A 22,497-nucleotide genomic window follows, 5' to 3' on the forward strand; every position below is an offset into this window, starting at 1 on the left:
AGCTGTCCTAATAATGGGAAGGTTACAATAGGCCATGATACAAGATACCAGCCTCTTTTATTATTTAATCCTGTAATTCCTTTAATCTTGTAATCCTGATTCAGACTATTTTCTAGTCATTCCCAATCGTCACATTTCCATCCTGTTTATTGATTCGTAACATCAAACCAAGTTCAAAAGAATCAACCCAGAGTGGACTTTGAGTAAATATAGAAGAGTTATAAGCCATACTGAGTGCCAAAGGGTATTTTTCACTGGGAAGTCCATAGACTAATTGAAAAGTTATACCGCGTCTTTGATAATACACAAAGCCTGCCTCATACAAGTCTTGAAATATGATGTTGAAGCCGCCTATAAGCTGAGTAGTTACCTCAGGCAAAACTCTTACCAGCAAATATTCTTTGAGTGACCAGTCGGGGCTTATATCATGTTTGTACATACCATACATATGGTAGAAACGTTTCGCCTGTTGAGTCGACTGTGATGGAGTTTCTTTAGAATTGGGGAACTGCATCACTGCACTTCCTATTTTCAATTCTCTGTAGTTTATAGTTAATCCGATATTTCCATCAGGAAGAAAAAAACTACCCTGATTTGATGAAGAAGGTGTCATGTATATTCTGTTCACAAATCCTAGAGATATTCCGGCTGTCATATTGAGATCATTCGTCAGCGCTAATTTATAGGCGTAGTTTGCAGAAGCCCGGGATGTGCTGATATACGGACCTTCTTTTTCGTTGGAAAAATTTAACCGGATCAATTGTTTGTTCTGACTTTTACCGTCAAAGACGATGGCGGCATTCACATCAAAAATGGCAAGATTGGATTCTTTAAGTTTAAATTTATAAATGCTACCCAGTATATATTTACCTTCGAGAGGTATATATGCAGGTGTAACCAAAGGAATGTTAAAAGAGTAAGTAGCTGGGATATCAGGATATAAAGGAGCTACTTGTGCTTTGCATGTTACAAATTTCACAAATAAAATCCCCCAAACCCATACACTACGAGCCATTTACTGATATAAAAATTAAATTACACATTATTTTTTCTGACTTTCGTTACTATTTCAAAGCCTGAGATGTTTCAATATTGCAGATGAAAATAACAGAAAAAGAGATACCTCATTTGATTAGGGCCGGTCAGGATCAACAGGTAATTTCCCTGCTATATAAAACAATTTTCCCGAAAGTAAAAAAATATGTAGTGTCGCACGGTGGAATTGGTGATGATGCTTCAGATGTATTTCAGGACTCCATTATGTACCTTTACTCGCAGATTATGAGTGGAAAGTACGATGAAGAAAAGTACACCATCAATGGATATTTATTCACTCTTTCAAAAAACAGATGGTTGAATAAATTAAAGAGAAACAAACGATTTAAATCCGTTGAGAACTACGATGAAACGCTTGATGAGTCCGTTTCTGATCCTGATTTTCAACTGGTGGATGAAACTAATAAAGGCGAAAGTCTGATCAGATCTATCTTTTCTGGAATAGGTGAAAAATGTATAGAACTGCTGACATATGACATATTCTACAATATGCTGATGGAAGATATAGCTTTGAGAATGGGATTTTCAACCGTAAATGCTGCCAAAATGCAGTTGAAACGATGCAAAGACAAATTGGATCTTGAGTTGGAACAAAAACCGGAAATAAAAAGCCGATTACTTAATGAGTTATCCTAAAGACATATATAACAATCTTGATGCCTTTGTCAAAGGAAACCTGCAAGGTGCAGAACTTCAGGAATTTGAAGCGGCATTGCTACATGACCCGGAACTCGCTGAGAAGGTTGAAAATGCGCGCTTTCTTCAAAAACTGGTTTTTAAGAACAGACTGCTTACTATCAAAGATTTAGCGAAACAGGAAGAAGCAAGAATAGGGCAAAAAAATCAGTATATTAAAAAGGGTATAATTGGCATCTCTCTTCTTACTTTGATTTTAGTCACAATAGGTATTCTTCAATATAATAAAAAAGAAGACAAGGTATCTATACAATCTGTAGAAAGCCCTGGGATAGCCCCAGAAGTAATATCGAATAGCGCTTTGGGGAAGTCTGATTTGGAAAAGAAAACAAATCCTGAATTACCGAATGCTCATTCCGAGAATAATAAAATTTTAAAAAGCGATAATTCAGGTAATCCAAATGCTGAAAGCTATCATGTTGTAGTAGATACGATACAGCCTAAACCGACTGTTGACAATGCATCTATCAAACTGGAGGATTCCAAATCCGAGGATTCAAAAGTTATAAGCGGATCTGATGCAAAAGTCAAAGATGAAAATACCCAACCATGTGGTCTGGTGCAGCTGAAAACGAAAATCAGTACCACACCGGCATGCATTGGCAGTACAAATGGTAAGATTGAAGCAATCAACATTTCTGGAGGTACCAAACCATATACTCAAAATCTGTTTTTAAACGGGAGAGAGGTTTATAGCAATTCAGGGCTTAAAGCCGGAAATTATGAGTTGGTCATAACAGATAGCAAAAGCTGTGAACAGCGTTTTACGGCGCAAGTAAGCGAAATAAGCTGCCCGATCAACGATTATTTTAATCCGTCTTTTGGAGAAGTCTGGAATATTCCGGTGACTGATAAAGCAGGGAAATTGACCATCTACACAAAGTCCGGAATTCCAATTTATCAAATGGATTTAAAACGAAATACAGCTACCACCTGGAACGGGATAGATAAATATGAACGATTGGAAGCAGGATATTTTATATTTGTGATTGAGTATGAAGATGGAGAAGTTTTAAAAGGAAGTGTGACAATTACATTATGAGTTCTTTAAATAAACATATAGCTTATTGTTTGTTGATACTAATAGTACCGCTAACAGGCTTAGCTCAGACCTACTATATCAAAGATGATGGGTTCAGACAATGTCTCACTGATCTGGATCAGACTTTGGTAAACAGTCAGAAGGAGTTAGATATTAATGTGGCAGCAAATTTTACACGTGATATCATTTGTATCAATTATAAAATGAACAATGTCGACGGAATACAATATTTCACCAATACCAAACGTCTGAGTCTTACCCATAACCAACTGTCATCGCTTGAAGAAATATCAGGATTAACCAAACTGGAGGAGATTACTATCAATGAAAATAAAATCACTCAGCTTCCGGATCTAAGTAATTTCAACAATCTGAAATCAATAGATGCAAGTAATAATGCTTTGTCTAATGCTCCAAACCTGCCTGCACCAAGCTCTTTAATGTATTTGAATCTTAGTCAGAACAATCTTTCTTCTTTTCTTAATCTGAGCAATCAACAGAATTTAACTTATTTAAATCTGGCAGGTAATATCAATATTAAGGTTGTTCCAAAACTACCTCCATTAATAAAACTGGAAGAGTTACATCTTTATTACTGCGGATTAAATGAGGCACCAGTTATAAGTAATCTCACTAGTTTGAAAATTTTAAACATAGGCTTTAATAATCTCAAAACATTACCAGACCTTAGTGCAAACCAGCAATTGAAAAGCATATTTGCCAATGATAACGCGCTTGAATCATTTGCATCTATGAATAGTCTGCCAAATCTTGAAAAGGTAGGATTGTTCAATAATTATCTGAGTTATGAAAATTTTACACCTTTATTGAATACTCCAACGTTTAGAGACATTTATAAAATAGCACCTCAGAAAACATTCTCCAATCCTTTATCTTCCAATTACCTGGAATACGATACCATCAGTTTAAAAACAGGGATCGCCAATCAGATAGCAGGTGTCAATTACTCCTGGTATTATAACAACAACCGGATCTGGACCGGAAATGCAGATACATTATCCTTTCCCAATGCTAGCATAAGCCAAAGTGGCGCTTATTATTTCACTCTTAGTCATCCTGATTTTCCTGAACTGACCATTACTTCTGAGGTAAAAAATGTAACCGTTTCAGACTGCCTTATCCCTTCTCAAATAAGTAAAGAAGTTACCGGTGCTACCTGTGTAAAACCTGGATCTATAAAAGTATATCCGGGCGTACAGCCAAGAAATAATTTGTCTTATATACTTGAAAGTAAATCTACCAAAATTCAGTTAAGCTCAACGGATGGAATTTTTAATAATCTGAATAATCCTGAATACCGCTTATATGCCAAAGCTGGTGATCGATGCATAAAGCTGATAGACGATAAAATAATTCTTCCTATAGAAGCCTGTAAGGAGGCATTTTTTTCTCCAAATAATGACGGCATCAGTGATACTTATTATTTCACTCAACAAGGCAGGGCAAAGGTATTTAATAAATGGGGCCAGATTATTCAGGAACTATCAATCCCTCTGGAATGGGATGGTCGATTAAAGGATAATTCAATTATTCAAACAGGTTATTATACTATTGAAATTAATAATGGGGAGGAGAAATTTCATTTGTCGGTTGTTTATTGATTTTATTCTTGCAACAAAGTTTTCGGATGGAATTTTATAAACTTCAGAATACTTCAGAATCCTTTCAACTAACCCGGCTTTGTGTGTACCTTTTGTTATACACAGTTTTTATCTTATCTACTTTTATTTACTGCGTTAATAAATGGTTCTATATCAGGAGCTCTTTTATACCTTTTATTTATTTCGCCATTAATTATCAAGCAACTTTCAAAATATCCATGCATAACGGTTTCAAATATCTTTTTTTGTAATTCAATGCTAATATAATCTGTGTCGATTATTATTAGTCTGATTTTAGGTTTATTTGAGTGCTTTATGAGATTCAGAATATGATTTGATAATGCATATGCAGGGCCACTCCAAATTGCAAATCCTGAGACTATTCCATATTCAATTTCATCTAACTGTAATTCATTATCATCCTGAATAATCTCAATGTCAAAATATGAATATAAATTAAGTTTATCGAAATGTTTTTTTATTGTTTCTAGATTATAAAGTTTATCCTTTAAGTTAAATCCAGCTTGATTTATTTGATCATTATTTGATTGTCCAGATAAAGATTTGGTTTTTAAAAATTTCTTTAGGAATCTATAAAAATTTACCATACTAAATTGTCCTATAATATTCTTGCTATTCGTAGAGATTAATTGTTAGGAAGCCTAAATTAATAGCCGAAACAAAGTTTCGGCAGGTTAGTTTACAGTACTTCATCTGTGGCTTTTCTCCAGACAGGCAACTTTGTTACCCAATGTTTTCATCTACCATCAACAATTGAATCATTATGTTTTTCAATCAAATAATGATTCACTAAATCATTATAACAATCAATGGTTGATATTTTCAAACAACCCATTCCAAAAGATTTAATTCCGTATTTTGATTTTAGATATTCGTACAATTCACTATCAACTCCCATTCCATACTGAAAGTATTTTAATTCTTCATTTTTCAAATCAGTTGCAAAAAATTCTTTAAGTTGATCTCAATTCGCACGTTCATATTTAGTCATTATTGCTATCGATTTTTCACGCTCATAATAGGTATATGATAAGTAAACATTAATTGTTAATGAAATTGAAAAAGTAAGCAACATTATTTTTGTCAATATCTTTCGCCAAGCTTTTGCCAAGGAAAAGATAACAAAACTTATAAATCCGATTAAATATAAAATCTTTGCAATCAGAAGATATTCTCCTTCCCAATTCATCCATTTAATATAATTAAATATTAGAAGTATAAGTCCAATAACTGAAATTAAGATGATTAAATATTTGGTTTTAGATGTCATTCACGTAAACGTTCAATAATGATACTCTATGAGTTTGTAGCTGGATTTAAAGATAGAAAATTTACTAAACCAAGACAGGCCACGTTGTAGGAGGAATGACGAATAAAAAAGTAACCCCAGTATCATTTAGTGCAGCACATTTGGAGAGATTCCGTCTGGTGCAGACACCATAGCCGTCAACTTAAGCAAGTTTAGAATTACATAGTTCTTAATTAAAGTAAATTAGCAACAGTTTGAGCAACAGCAAGACTATTTCTGGAATATTTTGTTGCTGTTGCTCAAACTGTTGCTCTCTTTTTCCATTATTACTTCTCTTTTATATAGCAGGGAAAACTATTTTTTTACTTGTCCACTAAGTTGACGGCTATGGTGCAGACAACGCCCGGGAAGGGGCTGTTCAAGCCCCCACAACTTCTTAATAGCTCCTCCCGAAACTTCTGTGAAACCCTTAAGACCTTTCTTCTGACATATATTATCTAAAGCTTCTAAACAATTCTTCTGTGGAGCCCCACGGAAGTGCTGTGGGCTCATACGGGCCTTAGATTACTTCCACGGAATCTTCGAGGGATACTACTAAACCTCCGTGGGGGAACCCGAACGTTCCGTGGGAGGCTTCAGATCCTCTGTGGGACCATTCGAAGATTAAAAAAATACCACGGGAGTTCTGTATGTTCCAACGAACTTTCCGTGGGAACTTCTGGAATTTGCGTGGGGCCCCACAGAGGAATCTTGGGGAGCTTTTTGAAAAAAACACTCTGAATATGGGCTTTTGTAAAAAATCCTGAAGATTATAAATGGTCGTCAGACATCTTTTTACGAAAGTGGAATAAATGAATTGGAATACAAACTCATTATATGGAAAGGTTTTAGTGGAAGGATAAATGTGGCCTGTCAGGAGATTGGCCACGGAGTAGTCTGAGTTTTTAAGCAGACACTAATTAGTTTATAGGAACCTCTACTGCATTAGTGGTATAGTGCAATATGGCAAATAAATTAATAGCAGGTAGATTGTTTGGCCAGAATTAATCTCAAGCAAAGTCCACCAAATTCCTGCGGAATTCTTGTGGCCAAAAATTTAATTTAAATTATAGCAGCTAATTTGGGTACTTCGTTTAGTAAATTTTCTCCACTGACGGGCGTTGGCATTAATAATAATATTTTGCTACTTTTGATAACATCTTTTAATAACAACTTTTGTAAGATAGTTTTTTATAGTACCATAATACCTAAAACCAATATGAATATATTTCAAAACACTAATTCGTCAAAAAAAATTAGCCTTTTTAAAACGCCGATATTAATTTTTTTATGGCTAATGGCCTCAAATAGTTCTTTCGGTCAAATTCTATTCAAAGAAGTGTCACGCAAAGACAGAATAATACCATTACCAATTGCAGTGGATAGAATAGGTAGATTGGTGGGTGTAGATTTAGACGAAGACGGAGACACAGACTTTGTCAGCGGTGACGTCGAAGGAAACCTACACTTTTTCAGAAATACCGGAGGTTATTTTACTGAAGTAGTTGGTAAAGAAAATATACTGGATACAATCAATGCCGGCATATTTACATCCCCGGCTTTCATTGATGCAGACAATGATAACGACATGGATATGGTTCTTGGCTTTGGATCTTCAAGTTCAAATACTCTAAAATATTACGAGCGAATAGGTAATGCTTACTACTATAGAACAGGTGATGAGAGTCCTTTTTTCTTTGGTTCATTGTATCATCCTGAATTCGTAGATTTGGATGAAGATGGTGATCTTGATATGGTCGCAGGTGAGCCGTCAGGTTCCTTTGAATATGCTGAAAATGAAGATGGGGTTTTTATTCAAAAAGCAATTAGCGGACAAAATCCTCTCGAAAACATTTATGTAAGTGGATACTCTTCTCCTGAATTTTACGATGTGGACGGAGATAACGACCTTGATTTAGTCAGTGGTGATAAAGATGGTAAGTTTAATGTATTCTTAAATAATAAAGGAACCTACGAGAAAGCAGAGGATGCTGCAAACCCTTTTTCTGGTCTTAGTGTAGACTCTTACTCTACACCTTTCTTTTTTGACATCGATGGAGATTCAGACATGGACTTGATAAGCGGTAATGGAACAAACCATTTTGAACTATTCCGTAATGATAACGGCACCTTTGTTAGCGTCATTCGAGAGAACCCCCTGTACGGTTTTGATGCCATAAATGTGTCGACCCCGACTTTTGCGGATATTGATGGTGATAATGATTTAGACATGATCAGTGGAAATCTGAACGGAAGTTTTAAGTACTACCAAAATAATGACGGAGTATACTACGAAATGCTAGGTCAAAACAATCCCTTTGTTACTATAACTGTTGCCAGTAACAGTGCTGCAACATTTGCCGACCTGGATGGAGATAATGATTTAGATATAATGACTGGAGATGACGATTATATATCAAGGTATTTTAAAAATGAAAATGGTGTGTTTATAGAACAAACCGCCAATGCTAACCCTTTTGATGGTATATTTTTAGACAAAGCAACAAAACCTTTATTTATCGATTGGGACAATGATAATGACATGGACGTACTCTGTGGTAACTTGCAGGGAGATATCATTTATCTGGAAAATGATAATATGACTTTCACAAAGAAAACCGGAGTAGACAATCCTTTTTACGGAGTTAAAGTAGGGAGCCACTCAAGTGCAGTCGCGGCCTCCGATCTTGACAAGGACGGTGACATGGATATTCTTATGGGAGATTTTTTTGGCAAATTGTACTACTATAGAAATGACCAAAGCGGGTTTACGCTCTTGTCAGGCTTAGATAATCCTTTTGAGTTTCATAACCAAAGCAACCACGATTATGAAGCAGCCCCTGCCTTTGTTGATTTAGACAAGGATGGAGATCAGGATTTGATAATGGGAAGAGCAGACGGTACATTCTACGAATACAGAAATGAATCCACCATTGTATCATCTATAGAAAAGGTGGTGAATGCAACTAAAACTCTCACTATTGCACCAGTTCCTACTTCATCTGACCTACACGTATCTGACAACGGATCATATGTTATTCTGAATATCATGGGGACCATCGTGCAAAAAGGCTTCATTAATGACAATCACTTAAGTGTGGATAAATTGCCAGTAGGACAGTATATCTTAAGAATTGGTGAGAATAATACCAAGTTCATTAAAGATTGATACAAGCAAAATTCTAAATATAAAGTCAGAACTTTTCATCCATGGCCTGTCCCTGACAGGCCATTCTGATATGTGGACTCTTGTAAAAACTTCGGAAGATTGTAAATGGTCGTCAGCTAACTTTTATGAAAATAGAATAATTAAATTGGGAATATTAACTCTTTAGATGGAAAGGTTTTAGTGAAAGGAAAACTGTCAAGGGGTATGCCACGGTGCAGAGATTCGAAGAAAATTTGAGCTTATATTTCCAGCCTCGATTGGTGTGAGAGCCGGATGTATCATTGACACATATGATCATACCATTGGTAAAAAATCGTTAATAAAATTAAAATATATATTGTAATGAAAATATGGATGAATCCTGATACGGTAAAGCATTGTAAACTGATAGCAAAGAATTATAAATTCTGGACAGGCAAAGAGTTGTTTGAAGAAAAGCTTCATGAATCAGAGTTATCAGAAAAAATGTATAATGCACCATTTGTAATATTATCACATGGAACCCAAGCTGATCCTATTTACAATTATGTAAATCTGAAAGCACAGGAATTATGGGAGTATACCTGGGATGAGATGATTAAATTACCTTCAAGGAGGTCGGCTGGTACTAATGAAACGGCGCAACGATTGGAACTTATCAAAGAAGGTCAGGAAAAGGGGATAACCTTTACAGAAAAAGCGCTGAGAGAAAGTTGTTCCGGAAAGAAATTTTATATAAAAAATGTGGTATTATTCAACCTTCTGGGAGAAGGTGGAGAATATGAAGGCCAGTGCGCTATTTATAATGATTGGGAATTTGTTTAAGGCTTCTTTCCTCTGCTGTTTCCTTCATCCCTGGCCTGGCCTTTGACACGCCACTCTGATATATGGAATCTTGTAAAAAATCCAGAAGATCATAAATGGGCGGGCAGCTAACTTTTAATGAATTTGGAATATTATTCATTATACGGAAAGATTTTAGTGGAAGGAGAATTGGAGTCTGTCAGTGGGGAGGGCGCATCTATATTTTATTTCTCTCCACAATTTACCCGTAATTTCAAAATCAACAAAAGGAGAATTTGCCCACCCTCTAAATTTTTTTCAAAATTTTGTTACTTCTAACTTTTTCCAATTGCTCATACTTGGCCTACCCATGACAGGACACTCTCTTGGATATATAGAACCTTGTGAAAAGTCCAGAAAGATTATAAATGGTCGTCAGCTACCTTTTACGAAAATGGAATAAATGAATTTGGAATATTAAATCATTATATGGGATGGAAAATAGTGGTCTGTCATGGGAGAGGCCACGATGTAGGAAGAATGACCAATATAAAAAATAACCCAATATCATTTAATGCAGAACAGTTGGAAAGATTCCGTCCGGTGAAGGCAATAGGTGTCAACTTAATCAAGTTTAGAATTACATAATTCTTAATTAAAGTAAATTAGCAACAGTTTGAGCAACAGCAAGACTATTGCTGGAATATTTTGTTGCTGTTGTTCTCTTTTTCTATTATTACTTCTCTTTATATAGCAGGGAAAACTATTTTTTTACTTGTCTCATCACTAAGCTGGTTGCTGAGTTGAAGGCACCGGCAGAGGAGGCTGGAAAGGAAATCCTATCCCGTTTTAAAAACTGCATTAAAAAAACAATGTTTTCATGTTGTTGGCTAACGATTTTTTTTCTAAATTTGATACAATCAATATGACAACTTTACAAGTTACATATCGCCCTTCATCAGCCGTAGCAATTGCCTGATTGCAGACCCACTGAATTTAATTTCCTGCCTGGGTCTGTAAATAATCATTTCTATTAATTTCCAAATTCTTATTAAAGTCGTGTGGTTTAATTTATCCCACACCTGAAACTCATTATTATTATGGCAATGCTAAAAAAATACGGCTGGGCTAATTTTCAACAACAATATCTTGATCAGCAAACTAAAAAAGATTTTTCCGTAGGACGTGTTATTTCCATTCAGGGATTCAAATACTATCTCATAACAGAAAAGGGTGAAACCGAGGCTGAACTATCCGGAAAACTGTTATACTCGAACTCCCAGGATGAGTTACCCAAAGTAGGTGACTGGGTATTTTATATGGATTATGATCCCACGGGATATATTATAGAAGTTTTTCAGAGAGTCAATGCTTTATTCAGAAAAACCTCGGGAACAAAAACTGAAAAACAGATTCTTGCAAGCAATATCGATTATGCATTGATTGTGCAAGGGCTTGATCGGGACTTTAATTTGATGCGGCTGGAAAGGTATCTGGTTCAGATCGCAGCGTGTGGAATCAAAGCAATTGTGATTCTCAATAAAACGGATCTGGTTGATCGTCCTGAAGAGTTTAAAGCAGAAATAGAGAAACTTCAAAGAGATTCGCCGGTTTATCTCTGCAGCACCTATACCGGATACGGATTGGAAGCAATTAAGCATGAAGTGCTCAAACCCTTCAAAACGTATATTCTGATAGGATCATCCGGAGCGGGTAAAAGCTCCTTATTGAATTCATTTTCTGATAGATCTATACAAATCACTCAGGAAACCAGCCAATCGACTCAGAAAGGCAAACATACTACCACTGCTCGTAGTTTGTATCGGTTATCTAATGATAGCCTGGTAATTGACACACCAGGAATGCGTGAATTTGGGGTTACTTCTGAAGGAGGAAAAGATGAATCAGAGTTATTTCCGGTAATTCATGAACTTGCATCACAATGTCGTTTCGCTGATTGCAAACACATCCATGAAAAGGGATGTGCGGTTACTGCTGCTATCATAAACGGAACGCTTGATAAACATGTTTATGAAAGTTATCTAAAACTGTTGAAAGAACAGAACCGGTTTGAGGTCAACGCTGCAGATAAAAAGCGTATGGATAAGCAGATGGGAAAAATAGTGCGGGAGGCTAATAACTACCGGAAAAAATATAAGTCTTGACCGTCCGAATTAAATTATAAAAATAGCCGCGAAGAGCGGCTATTTTAAGTAAAAACTTTTTGATATTCTTTTACTTCTCTTGTTAGTTTTCCTGCTGTAAATTCAATTATTGGCTTATGTCAGAAAGTTATTTTAATATTCGTTTAAATATACTTATGAAGTTCATTGGTGGCTAGTCCCTTGACAGGTCATGGTGCGGAGGTTGTGCTTTTTATTGAAATCAAATGGGATAGATTAATTTTCTCTTATCTATATTTTTGATATCAACTCTGTCAATATATTGTTGGAATTTTATTTCTTCTTCTTTTTTGTCAAATGAGCCTTTTATTAATTGAATAAATGACTGTCCGTTTTTCATTGTCCATATATAAGTCTTTAGATAGTCGCCAATTGGAACATAACCCATTTCGTCTTGTCCTTCTTCAATGGTTTCGTTTAAGTCAGCGATTCTACTTAGTCTGTTGTCCTGAATGAGATTTTTAATTTTGTTGACGAACTTATCATGCCCATTGCACCAGCCAATTTCATAAATATTATCTACGTAGTCAAAATCAATTAAGGGATTTAATTTAGAAAGTTGTGCGCTAGAAAATTCTCTCCAAGTTAAATCTGACGTATATCTTTCCTCCAACTTTTTTTTACGTTTCGCAAGTCTATGTTTTCTTTTCAACCATTTAAAAAATGTCATACTATTAAAATTATTAAGATGGATTGTCTTTGAGCATTATTACCCTTGTATAATTTCCTTCCTCACTACAATTTACCAGTAATTTCAAAATCAACAAAAGAAGGATTTTGCCCTCCCTCTAAATTTTTTTCAAAATTTCGTTACTTCTAACTTTTCCCAATTGCTAAGTACAAAAAACAGGAGCTATGATCTAATTCAAGAACATGAATGAATCCGTGTTTTTAATCAATAGATAAAATCAAATTTCTTAACACAATTCATTTATATGAGAAAAACGTTACTCTGTTTATTTTTCATGTGGACCAGTCTCCAGCTGCTATATGCTCAAAAAACAGTTTTCACGCCTACGGAATGGAGCAATTCCACTCACGAATACTATGGCCGAATGGCTTCCAATAGGATGTATGAATCAAAAAATTTTGTACTCTATTGGGGAGATTTAGTAGGTACCAATCCGCAAACTGCTTCAGACGCGAGTTTGAGGTTTAACCCGGTGGCCGTTGCTGATACATTTGAATTTATCTTTAACCGATTTATTACTGACTTAAAATTTATCAATAATGCACCGACCACCAATTTCGGCAAATACAAGACACCTGTCATTATATTAGGAACTTTTTCCGGTGGTGATGACCGCACTACTGGTTTTGCTCATGCCAGCAGCTATAGCAATACAATAGGTGCAATGTTCGTGCATCCTTCTGCTGTTAAAGATGGGGGAGCTATCAGTCATGAATATGCTCATGCATTGCAAATGATGATGAGGATCCAGGAAAACCCAGGAAATGGAACCGCCTTTGCCGGATACGATTGGGCAGGTCCATTTTTTGAAGGTCATGCAAATTTTATGCGTGCACAGGTATATCAAAAGTGGGCTAACATTGATGGTACTTTGACTCGCTGGATACAGACCAGACATCTTATGTGGTCTTCCAATCGCCATCATTATACCAATTACAATCTTTTATTTTACGTTCAACAAACAGATGGTTTTGAAATGACCAGAAGGCTTTGGGCTGAATCCAAAAATCAGGAACATCCACTGGAAACCTTAAAACGCCTGAAGGGATTCACGCAAGAGCAACTCAACGACTATTTGTACAACTATGCATCAAGAGATGTGACATTTGATTATCCTATTCAATGGAATAGTACAGTCAATCAGAATAGTAACTTTGGTAAGGTAATAAGACAAACCTATCAGATAATCAAAAACAGTCTTCCGAGATATACAAGTCGTCAATACACCTTGCTGGATAAGGTGCAAGGGTCATCAGATCATTTTTTTGTGAATGAGAATTGGGCGCCTCAGGATTATGGTATGAATATCATTCCTCTTTATCCTACTTGTAGCGGAATGGATAAAGCTGTTTCTGTCAAATTCAAAGGACATACAGAAGTGAATCCGACTTACGCAGGCTGGAGATATGGATTTGTGACGACTAAGACGGATGGAACAGTTTCACGGTATAGTCCTATGTATTCCAGCGCAGATGGTGAGGCTTCTTTTAATCTAAACACTGCGAGTGAAACAAACATTTACCTGGTTGTATTTTCAGCTCCTAAAATACATTCTAACTATAACATGGATGTTGGTTATCCAAAATACAGAAGATATCCTTATGAGCTTAAAATTGCCAATGCTGTACCTGAAGGTTATCAGGCTGCAGCAGATTTTAGAAAATGGAGAAAAACAAATGGGAAGCTTCACTCAAATGGAGGAGGTTGGATCTCAAACAATGCAAATGTAGCCTCTACAGCATATGTTGGCCCTTATGCGATGGTTTTAGGTGGTACAGTTTCCGGCAATGCAAGAATAGAAGGCTTTGCTACTGTTGAAGGTGGAAATGTAAGTGGTAATGCAGTAGTGAAAGATAACGCTGCTATATACAATGCAACCATTTCCGGAGATGCAGTCATTTCAGGTAATGCATGGATGGAAGGTGGTACTGTAACGAATACCGCTCAGGTAAAAGGCAATGCAATGGTTTGGGCTGCTACTTATGGCAACAATGTGATTGTGGGAGGAGATGCAGAGGTTGGATCATGCTCTACTAATGGAGTTTATTTACAACCGGCTTATTGGAGAAATGGACGTACCGAGTGTGATGGCAAAGGAGCAACAGATGCTTCCAATGTTGACATCAATGCAAGCTTTACTAATTTCATTGCAAACCAAATGGCATTTGCTACAACTCCCGCTTGTACGACTGTAGCAGTAAAAACCTATACACTTTCAGTTTCTGTTGTTGGTTCGGGTACTGTAACTCCAACTTCTGGAACTTATGATGAAGGCACAACAGTAGGACTAACAGCAAAACCTGCTTCCGGATATTTGTTCACTGGCTGGAGTGGCAATGCTACTGGGGCAACTAACCCTCTTTCGGTAAAAATGGATGCTAATAAAACCATTACTGCCATTTTCACCGCAATACCGATCCAAACCATTACCTATACTGTTGAGATGCAGCCAATGTCTGATTATACACCAACAATTGTCCCTTTAAACTCAACACAGATCGGACAGATATTTGGGCTAACGGCTGCACAAATTACCAGTGGATTTACGAATAAAACCATTAAATATTTTGGTGTCAATACTGATGGTAGCCTTGACTCAGTTTCTACCGCCAACGCACCTGGGCATTGGTTTAATAAAACAGGAGGAATAACTACCTACGGCGCCACGCCATATTTATATTCTGAATTGGACATGAGCAAACTGGTTGCGAATATAGGACAATATCCCGCCAAAGTGATGGATGGCGAATCTTATACATTCAAGCAAGCACTTGTTTATACCAAAAGTGCTAATGATATCAGGCAGGTAACGCTCATCTTCAATATTTCTATAAAGGTGGTGATTACAGGCCTGGACGAAGCTAATGGCGTGGTTAAAGGTATCATCTATCCAAATCCAAGTAAAGAAAGTTTCATAGTAAAGCTTAGTAAACCTTCAAATATTGAAATCTATTCATTAGATGGTCAACAACTTCTGGAGTATAAAAATGTAGATTCAGTTGTATTTGGCGAGCATTTAAAAGCGGGAGTCTATTTCGTGAAAACCGGAAATACTTTTTACAAAATCCTGAAGGAGTAATGTAAAAGCATCAAGCCCTCACCCTAGGGTGTATGTTATTAGTTATATCAGTTATAATTCAAACATTGTTATCGCCGACAGTTCCCCTTCTCCTTCAGGACATAGCCGTCAACTTAACATTGTTTTGTAAACAACAATAGGATATTTGGTCATCCTGAGCCCTGCGAGGGATCTGATAGTCACAAAAAATTTATTATTAAAATTACCATTCTGCCGGATAGCTTAATTTTATTCATTTTGAAAGCTCAGATTCTTCGCAGGCTCAGAATGACAAAGAAAAGATTCTGTTAAGTTGACAGCCATCTCCTTCAGGAGAAGGTTAGGGATGAGGTTTAGTGGCTTTTATACGGGAATTAAATAAATAATCCTTTAAACTAATTTAAGTATTCATAGATATGAAGAAACTCATTATACCCATTTTGATATTACTCTCATCACAGCTGATAGCCCAAACAGGGGATCCCTACAAATGGCCAGCTTATTCACCCAATGTGCGGTACAATTTTAAAGAGCAAAACCCCAATTTTGTAGAGCCTACCAAAAACCTGAACGATTGTCCGCAGGTAGTGGGAGAAATAAACGATCGTTGGTTCACCTTCAGATGGGGACCCAATAGACGAAAAGATATTTCTGATTTAGCAATCAAAAATTTGCTAATCAGAATGAACGAAGACTTTGCCTATTTCAGAAATGTAATGGGGTGGCCAGCCGATAAACGCGCCAGAAGCGGATATCGTAGTGCGATCTATTTATATGGTTCGGGATTGTGTACGGACAATGCCGATACTAACGCAACAGGTGGATGGCAAAGTGCCATAGGCTACCAAGGCCAAAGTTGGCCGATGGTGTTGGCTTCTTATGTTCCTATTCGATCGTTTGATCCAAAGTACAATGATGAATTCCAGAAAGGAGCAATGGTGCATGAAGGCATTCATGCTGTTCTGGCTGATATGCCAGGCGTGAAACAATCGGCCTGGTTCCAGGAAGGTGGCAATGTGTGGTTGCAGCAAACTGCTGATGCAAGGAGAAGTGGCAATTATGGTTCGATGGGCAACCTGAATGCTACTGATTTCATGGCGCCATTTATGCCAATCGAATGTTATTCTGGGTGGTTGGTAGACGGTTCGTTTGGCGGCCCCAGTGCTGAAGGTGTTAACAAATATAATAGTAGCAACCAACAGCTGTGTACCTGGCGCAGAGCCCTTGGAGGACATCAGTACAGTAGCATGTTTCCAACAGCACTGGCACAAATTCTGGGTGATGGTTCGATCCCTTGGATCTGGGTAAACTGCCCCGGCCGTGTATTAGAGGGACTGGCTGGCGGAATAGGCGAAACCCAGATGAGGCGAGTGATCACAGAATACAGAGCTAAAATGGCTTTGATGGATCTCGGTGAGTGGACTAAAGCTTCGATAGATCTGTTAAACGCAAACTTTGGTGCAAACATCGGAGTAGAGTGGGAGCCTTCATACATGCAACCTCCTTCGTGGAAAGTAACGCCTTATGCCAGCACCACAAGAAATGGAAATGTACTTACCCCTGATCCTCTGACATTGCCAGGTTGGTCTGGATCTAATCAGATTCCATTGACAGTTACAGGAAATACTGTGACAGTCGATTTTCAACCAATCGGGACAAACATGACTTGTTTGCTGGCTTACAGAACTACAACAGGTAAAGCTGTTTACAGCGAATTCATATCCAGCGGAAACTGCACGCTGAAGCTTAACGAAGCACCGGCTAATGGTGTGGTCATTGCAGTTATAACGAATACCGATTATGTCTACAAGGGTGAAGCCACCCGTACTGCTAAATTTGACTACAGATTGGGTCTGGTAACTGGAGTGACCGGCGCAGCTAGCATCAATACCAAATGGTATGAATCGGCTAAGCTAAGAAATCTGAACACAGTAACTTTTACAGGAACTATAGTAGGAAACGGTGGTAGCATCTCGCCAGAAGTTAGCGGTTACCTGGTGGGCGATACTGCCATTATTACCGCTTACCCCAAAGCTGGCTATGCCTTTGCCGGTTGGTCTGGTGATATTATCAGTACAGCCAATCCACTGAAAATTGTGATGAGTGCTAACAAAAAAGTAACGGCAACTTTTACAGCTGGACCTACTTATAAGCTTATCACAAACATAGTAGGGGCGGGCACGGTAAATCTTGCTACTGGCGATTATTCACAAGGTTCGATCCAGACACTTACTGCAAAACCTGCTACAGGATATATATTCACAGGCTGGAGTGGAGATGCTACGGGAACAACCAACCCGCTTACTATTACCATGTTAGCGAATAAAACCATTACAGCTACTTTCACTGCCATTCCTGTCCAGACTATTACTTATAATGTGGAGTTAGTACCTAATACCAATTATACACCAACAAATGTTCCACTAAATTCAACACAAATGGGGCAGATTTTTGGTCTGACCGCAGCACAAATTACAAGTGGTTTTACAAATAAAACCATCAAATACTTTGGTGTCAATTCTGATGGTACTTTAGATTCTGTTTCAACGGCCAATGCTCCAGGGCACTGGTTTAATAAATCAGGGGAAATAACAGAATACGGAGATCAGCCCTATGTATACTCTGAACTGAACATGAGCAAATTGATTGCTAATGTAGGACATTATCCTGGTAAAGTTAGGTATGGCGAGTCCTATACATTCAGGCAAGCTCTGGTCTATACAAAAAGCGCTACTGATGTAAAGCAGATAACTCTAGTTTTCAATGTCTCCATAACGTCGGTGATTACAGGCTTAGACGAAGCTAATGGCGAGATTAAAGGTACTATCTATCCAAATCCAAGTAATGAAAGTTTCAAAGTTGAGCTTATAAGACCTTCAGATATTGCAGTCTATTCTTTGGATGGACAAAAGCTTATGGAATATAAAAATGCTGAGTCTGTAGTTTTTGGTGAGCAATTAAAAGCAGGTATCTATATTGTAAAGACTGGAAACTTGTTTTACAAAATTGTGAAAGAATAGGTTGTACTGAAGATATACTTCTTAGTATAAGAAGCATTCGTATTTGCAATTCGAGTAGCGATACAATTTGCAATGCAGAAACTAATTTTGATTAAATAGAATGATGAATATAAACTAATCCAGTATAAATTTTAGACAAGTCATTCATACTCCATTTCTGTGTATCTACAATAAAACAGGAACCCCCGACAAATAAGGGGCTCTTGTTTTTGGAAGGTCAGACAGAAATATTGAAAGTGGTTAAAAAATAGATTTTTTATCGACTTACGTGTGAAAGATCAATAAATCCTGTAATATATTTTTCTTGATGTACAATTGTGCCTAAGGTATTTGTCAGGGTAATGATGTAAAAGTCGATAGTTACCTATAAAACCTCTATCATTCATGCTGATGCAGTTACTGTCCCTGTAAGAGCTTATTTAATTTAATTGTTCGTTCCAATGTGCCAAATGAGTGACAGTTGTTTCTTTACATTGGTCTCCTGATCAAAGAGATTTTTAAGAACCACTATTTATCTTCATTGGTATTCGCAGAAAACGTTCAAACTATTAATCGTGAATTTTCCCACATGTAGTTAAACTTATCTTATAATGGTTAGATAAACAGGGTTTTGACCTTCTATGGTAATAATGTAATATCCTGCATCAAGCAAAGTTCCGTTCTGATCTGTTCCATCCCATACAATCGGGGCTTCAAACGTATTCACCAATCTTCGTTTCAAGTCGTAAATTTCAACCTTTCCGGAGTGTTCTATGTAATATGTATCTGCAATGTTATCACCATTCGGGGTGATCACTGGATCGCATTTTTCTATTCTGTTAAGACTAAATTTATCAGTTGCTGTGCAATTCTTGGAGTCAATAATGGTGATCTTATATTCGCCTGCTGCAATATTCTCAATCACTTTTTCGCTGTATTTTTTTCTTTGAAATCCATTATTCAGTTCATAGGTAAATGGATTTGTTCCTCCAGTAATCTGGATATTTGATAAATCAATGGTATATCCTTTCCCGCATTCTTTAGATAAGATGGAAACAGAGGTAAGGGGCAGCTCGACACAAGGCTTTACGTTTATTTTAAAAGTATCAGATTTTAAAATCAGAGAGGAGGCTGTGGGGTTATACACTTTTAATAAATAAATCCCGGAATCGGGAAATGTTAATGGACTAAATGTAAAGGTCGGAGAAGCAGAGCTGTCTAATTTTTCCCCATTCTTTATCCATACATACCAATTGCCTGGATGAGGATTATCGATAGGGTATTTTAAAGTAAAGTTATTTTCAGCTCTTGCGGTTATATTTTGAAAAGGAATAGGAAGTTGTGGCTCATAAACAAATGTGACAGCAGGAAATTTTTGCAAAACAGGAATAATGTCTTCAAAGGTAAGTAAGCAGTTGAAAACATTCAGGTAATTTAAATCTGGTTTATTGCTAAAGTAAGGAAGGGTGTTTAATGGATTGTTAAATACCATACATAAGGTAAGTGTGGTATTTGAATCTAGTCCGGATAAGTTCCTAATGTTATTTTCCCATGCAAAAAGCGTAGTAAGTTTTTTTAATTTATCGAGTCCTATAATTGTATCTATCCCTGTTTTATGAATATGGAGTTCTTCAAGATTTGTACAAGGAGAAAAATCAATTGGGTTTATGAAAGGATTCTCACCAATAACGAGTCTGGTTAAATTTGGAAATTGACTCAATGGGGGAAGAGCAGTAATTTTATTCTGACTGCAATAAAGAAACCATAGCCCCTTAGCCCCTGATAGATCGGGGAGCTCGGTAAGCTGATTGTTCATCACCTGAAAGTCTCCTAATTTAGTCAGTGAAGCCATGCTTGGTATTGTGACCAACTTATTATCGCTCGCATAAAAATCAACTAATCCGGTAATACCTGAAATGTCAGGGATAGTAGTAATCTGATTGTTAGACAGATTAAGGCTGGCAATACCTGTGAAATATTGAATACCGGTAGCATCGGAGATGTTTGCATTTCTAAGGTCCAATGCACCGGTCAGGTCGGCTGCCTTTTCAATATCTAATTGATCCCCCTGCATTACCTGGGGATAATTGGCCTTTAATTTATTCATCAGATTTACATCTGGGAGGCTCACCCTCTGACCATAGGCCAACTGCATTGTTAAGATGAATATCAACCCGAAAAATATTCTCATAGCTTAACCTTATCGCACAATTGTTAAATCCACTTTTTCTATTCTCCCATCGGAATAATAAAGAATGGCCGCATAAGTCCCGATAGGCACTGCATTGCCGTTCGTATCTGTTCCACTCCAATGTTCATTTCCGGCGCCGAAAGTATCTTTATAAATTTCTTTTCCTGTTCTGTCATAAACGATGAACTTCCCAGTAGCTCCTTCGTCGTACTTGATTTCCCATTTTTCATTGAAATCCGGATTGAAGCTGAAAGGTTGATTTAAAGGACACCAATTTTCTTCAACTTTCACTGTTTTGGTAAAAGTACATTCTTTGTGATAGGTTACCAAAATTTTATAGTCACCAGGAGGGAGGTTTTGAAACACTCCTGTAGGTCCGTAAGTTTTCAGATGGCCGACCTGAAAAGAAAATTCTATTCCTTCATCTGCTGAAATGATAATGCTTCCAGTTTCCTTATCCTTGCAGGACGCGGATATTCTGATGTCAAATTCTTTATTGCAGTTATTTTTTATATCTGATGATTTAGATTCTTCAATTATTCTAGGTTCATTTTCTTTATTAATGAGAGAAAGATTAGTTTGTTCATTTGTATTATTTTGGCTACCTGTATATTCTGGAAGTGTTTTCTCTGTTGAATCTAATTGCTTAATTCTTTCAGATTTATCCATTTCTGAATTGTCTGAATATAGGATAGCTGAAGGCTGATTTTTCTTTTGGGCCGATGATGATTCTTTTTCTTTTGGGTTTGACTTTTCATTTCTGTTTGCTTCAACAGTTGAAATCTCTTTGTTCTCAGAAGTTACTCTAACTTCTTCTTGAGTATCTGAACTGAATACAAATAGAGCTGTTGAAGTACCTATTAATATTACTGACCCAATAAACCAATAGGTTAAGTTTCTCCAATGGGAGGTATACTTTATTTTTTTGATATCCTGGCCTACTGTTTTTTTAAGATCAGCAAGGCATGCAAAATGAATGGCCTGATCAGTTGCTCTAGCTTCATTTACCTTCTCTGCAAGTGATTCATCGATCAGTAGTTCTTTTTCAAAAGCAGTCTTCTCCACTGCGCTCATGCGGTTTTGAAGGTAATCCTCAATTTGTTCGAATATGTATTGCTGATCTTTCAATTTCTTAAAATGTCTAAGGCTTCCTGATTTTCCGATACCAATTTTGAAAAATATTTTTTACATCTGTAGTGCTGATTTTTAGCTACTTTCTCATCTTTCATTCCCATAAGATCAGCGATCTCCTTCATACTCTTTTTTTCAAATAGTACGAACGATAAAATTTTTTTACAATTATCTTCCAGGCTATTGAACAAGGATTGGAATGCATTTAGTTGTTCCTCTTTGATTATATCATCCAATTGGTCTTTTTCATCGGGAATATCATATCCAATTAATTCATCTTTAATTATTTTCTTTTTTTTTCGAACCAGGTCGATCCATGAATGCTTGGCAACTCTAAATAGAAAGGCATCTAAATCATACTCTTCTTTGTACTTTCCTGTTTGCACATAGTGGAAGAGTGCCACCACAGCATCCTGGAATACGTCATCTGCATCCTCCAGCGTTCCTGAGTTATTCATAATGAATCTTCTTATTTTCCTCAGAGGATCTTTATACAGATATTTTAATGCGTCATTATTTTGGCCAGTACGTATACACTGGATAATGATTTTTGAATTGCCTTTCATTTATATAAGCTACGTAACCTCT

At 36.9% G+C, this 22,497-nt stretch carries 17 protein-coding genes; 9 read left to right on the forward strand and 8 right to left on the reverse strand.

The window, feature by feature from the left end:
- Positions 1-112 precede the first annotated feature (112 nt).
- The gene (locus J7604_RS25530; RefSeq protein WP_293902905.1) at positions 113-1,015 is read right to left on the reverse strand and encodes a type IX secretion system membrane protein PorP/SprF; all 903 of its coding nucleotides are present in this window, start codon (positions 1,013-1,015) and stop codon (positions 113-115) included.
- 83 nt (positions 1,016-1,098) lie between these two features.
- On the opposite strand from J7604_RS25530, the gene J7604_RS25535 reads away from it, so the two are divergent.
- From J7604_RS25535 to J7604_RS25545, 3 genes are read left to right on the forward strand one after another with little or no spacing between them, the layout of a single operon-like run.
- Positions 1,099-1,692 carry a sigma-70 family RNA polymerase sigma factor gene (locus J7604_RS25535; RefSeq protein ID WP_293902908.1) on the forward strand — a complete coding sequence of 198 codons (594 nt, stop codon included), beginning with the start codon at positions 1,099-1,101 and terminating at the stop codon, positions 1,690-1,692.
- Positions 1,679-2,794, forward strand: a complete 1,116-nt coding sequence (locus tag J7604_RS25540) for a hypothetical protein (protein ID WP_293902911.1) — start codon at positions 1,679-1,681, stop codon at positions 2,792-2,794. Before J7604_RS25535 ends, J7604_RS25540 begins: the two co-directional genes overlap by 14 nt.
- Positions 2,795-2,823: 29 nt before the next feature.
- Entirely contained in the window at positions 2,824-4,416 is a 1,593-nt protein-coding gene (locus J7604_RS25545) for a leucine-rich repeat domain-containing protein (RefSeq protein WP_293902914.1), read from the forward strand.
- Positions 4,417-4,529: 113 nt separating this feature from the next.
- On the opposite strand, the gene J7604_RS25550 is transcribed toward J7604_RS25545, so the two are convergent.
- From J7604_RS25550 to J7604_RS25560, 3 genes are all read right to left on the reverse strand, one after another.
- Positions 4,530-5,024 carry a hypothetical protein gene (locus J7604_RS25550; protein ID WP_293902917.1) on the reverse strand — a complete coding sequence of 165 codons (495 nt, stop codon included), beginning with the start codon at positions 5,022-5,024 and terminating at the stop codon, positions 4,530-4,532.
- A 149-nt stretch (positions 5,025-5,173) separates the two neighbouring features.
- Positions 5,174-5,371 carry a hypothetical protein gene (locus tag J7604_RS25555; protein ID WP_293902921.1) on the reverse strand — a complete coding sequence of 66 codons (198 nt, stop codon included), beginning with the start codon at positions 5,369-5,371 and terminating at the stop codon, positions 5,174-5,176.
- A 669-nt stretch (positions 5,372-6,040) separates the two neighbouring features.
- Positions 6,041-6,238, reverse strand: coding sequence for a hypothetical protein (locus tag J7604_RS25560; RefSeq protein ID WP_293902924.1), 198 nt, complete (start codon positions 6,236-6,238; stop codon positions 6,041-6,043).
- A 784-nt stretch (positions 6,239-7,022) separates the two neighbouring features.
- Here J7604_RS25560 and J7604_RS25565 point away from each other — a divergent pair.
- From J7604_RS25565 to rsgA, 4 genes are all read left to right on the forward strand, one after another.
- On the forward strand, positions 7,023-8,894 hold the full coding sequence (locus tag J7604_RS25565) for a T9SS type A sorting domain-containing protein (protein ID WP_293902927.1): 1,872 nt from the start codon (positions 7,023-7,025) through the stop codon (positions 8,892-8,894).
- 342 nt (positions 8,895-9,236) lie between these two features.
- Positions 9,237-9,698: an MEKHLA domain-containing protein gene (locus J7604_RS25570; RefSeq protein ID WP_293902930.1), complete on the forward strand. Its 462-nt coding sequence runs from the start codon at positions 9,237-9,239 to the stop codon at positions 9,696-9,698.
- 447 nt (positions 9,699-10,145) lie between these two features.
- Entirely contained in the window at positions 10,146-10,304 is a 159-nt protein-coding gene (locus J7604_RS25575) for a hypothetical protein (RefSeq protein WP_293902933.1), read from the forward strand.
- 452 nt (positions 10,305-10,756) lie between these two features.
- Positions 10,757-11,821, forward strand: coding sequence for a ribosome small subunit-dependent GTPase A (rsgA, locus tag J7604_RS25580; RefSeq protein WP_293902936.1), 1,065 nt, complete (start codon positions 10,757-10,759; stop codon positions 11,819-11,821).
- Between the two features lie 220 nt (positions 11,822-12,041).
- Here rsgA and J7604_RS25585 read toward each other — a convergent pair whose 3' ends face one another.
- Complete coding sequence (locus J7604_RS25585; RefSeq protein WP_293902939.1) at positions 12,042-12,509, reverse strand: hypothetical protein; 468 nt, start codon at positions 12,507-12,509, stop codon at positions 12,042-12,044.
- 295 nt (positions 12,510-12,804) lie between these two features.
- Between J7604_RS25585 and J7604_RS25590 the strand changes: the two genes are divergently transcribed.
- Both J7604_RS25590 and J7604_RS25595 read left to right on the forward strand, forming a co-directional pair.
- Positions 12,805-15,609: a DUF6055 domain-containing protein gene (locus tag J7604_RS25590; RefSeq protein WP_293902942.1), complete on the forward strand. Its 2,805-nt coding sequence runs from the start codon at positions 12,805-12,807 to the stop codon at positions 15,607-15,609.
- A 395-nt stretch (positions 15,610-16,004) separates the two neighbouring features.
- Complete coding sequence (locus tag J7604_RS25595; protein WP_293902945.1) at positions 16,005-18,608, forward strand: DUF4859 domain-containing protein; 2,604 nt, start codon at positions 16,005-16,007, stop codon at positions 18,606-18,608.
- A 580-nt stretch (positions 18,609-19,188) separates the two neighbouring features.
- Here the strand turns inward: J7604_RS25595 and J7604_RS25600 are convergent.
- From J7604_RS25600 to J7604_RS25610, 3 genes are read right to left on the reverse strand one after another with little or no spacing between them, the layout of a single operon-like run.
- On the reverse strand, positions 19,189-20,778 hold the full coding sequence (locus tag J7604_RS25600; protein WP_293902999.1) for a leucine-rich repeat domain-containing protein: 1,590 nt from the start codon (positions 20,776-20,778) through the stop codon (positions 19,189-19,191).
- 9 nt (positions 20,779-20,787) lie between these two features.
- A complete protein-coding gene (locus J7604_RS25605) occupies positions 20,788-21,906 on the reverse strand; it encodes a gliding motility-associated C-terminal domain-containing protein (RefSeq protein WP_293903002.1) in 1,119 nt (372 codons plus the stop codon).
- The gene (locus J7604_RS25610; protein ID WP_293903005.1) at positions 21,903-22,475 is read right to left on the reverse strand and encodes a sigma-70 family RNA polymerase sigma factor; all 573 of its coding nucleotides are present in this window, start codon (positions 22,473-22,475) and stop codon (positions 21,903-21,905) included. Before J7604_RS25610 ends, J7604_RS25605 begins: the two co-directional genes overlap by 4 nt.
- Positions 22,476-22,497 lie beyond the last annotated feature (22 nt).

The organism is Sporocytophaga sp. (assembly GCF_017745095.1).
In the GTDB taxonomy this organism is placed as follows: Bacteria; Bacteroidota; Bacteroidia; order Cytophagales; family Cytophagaceae; genus Sporocytophaga.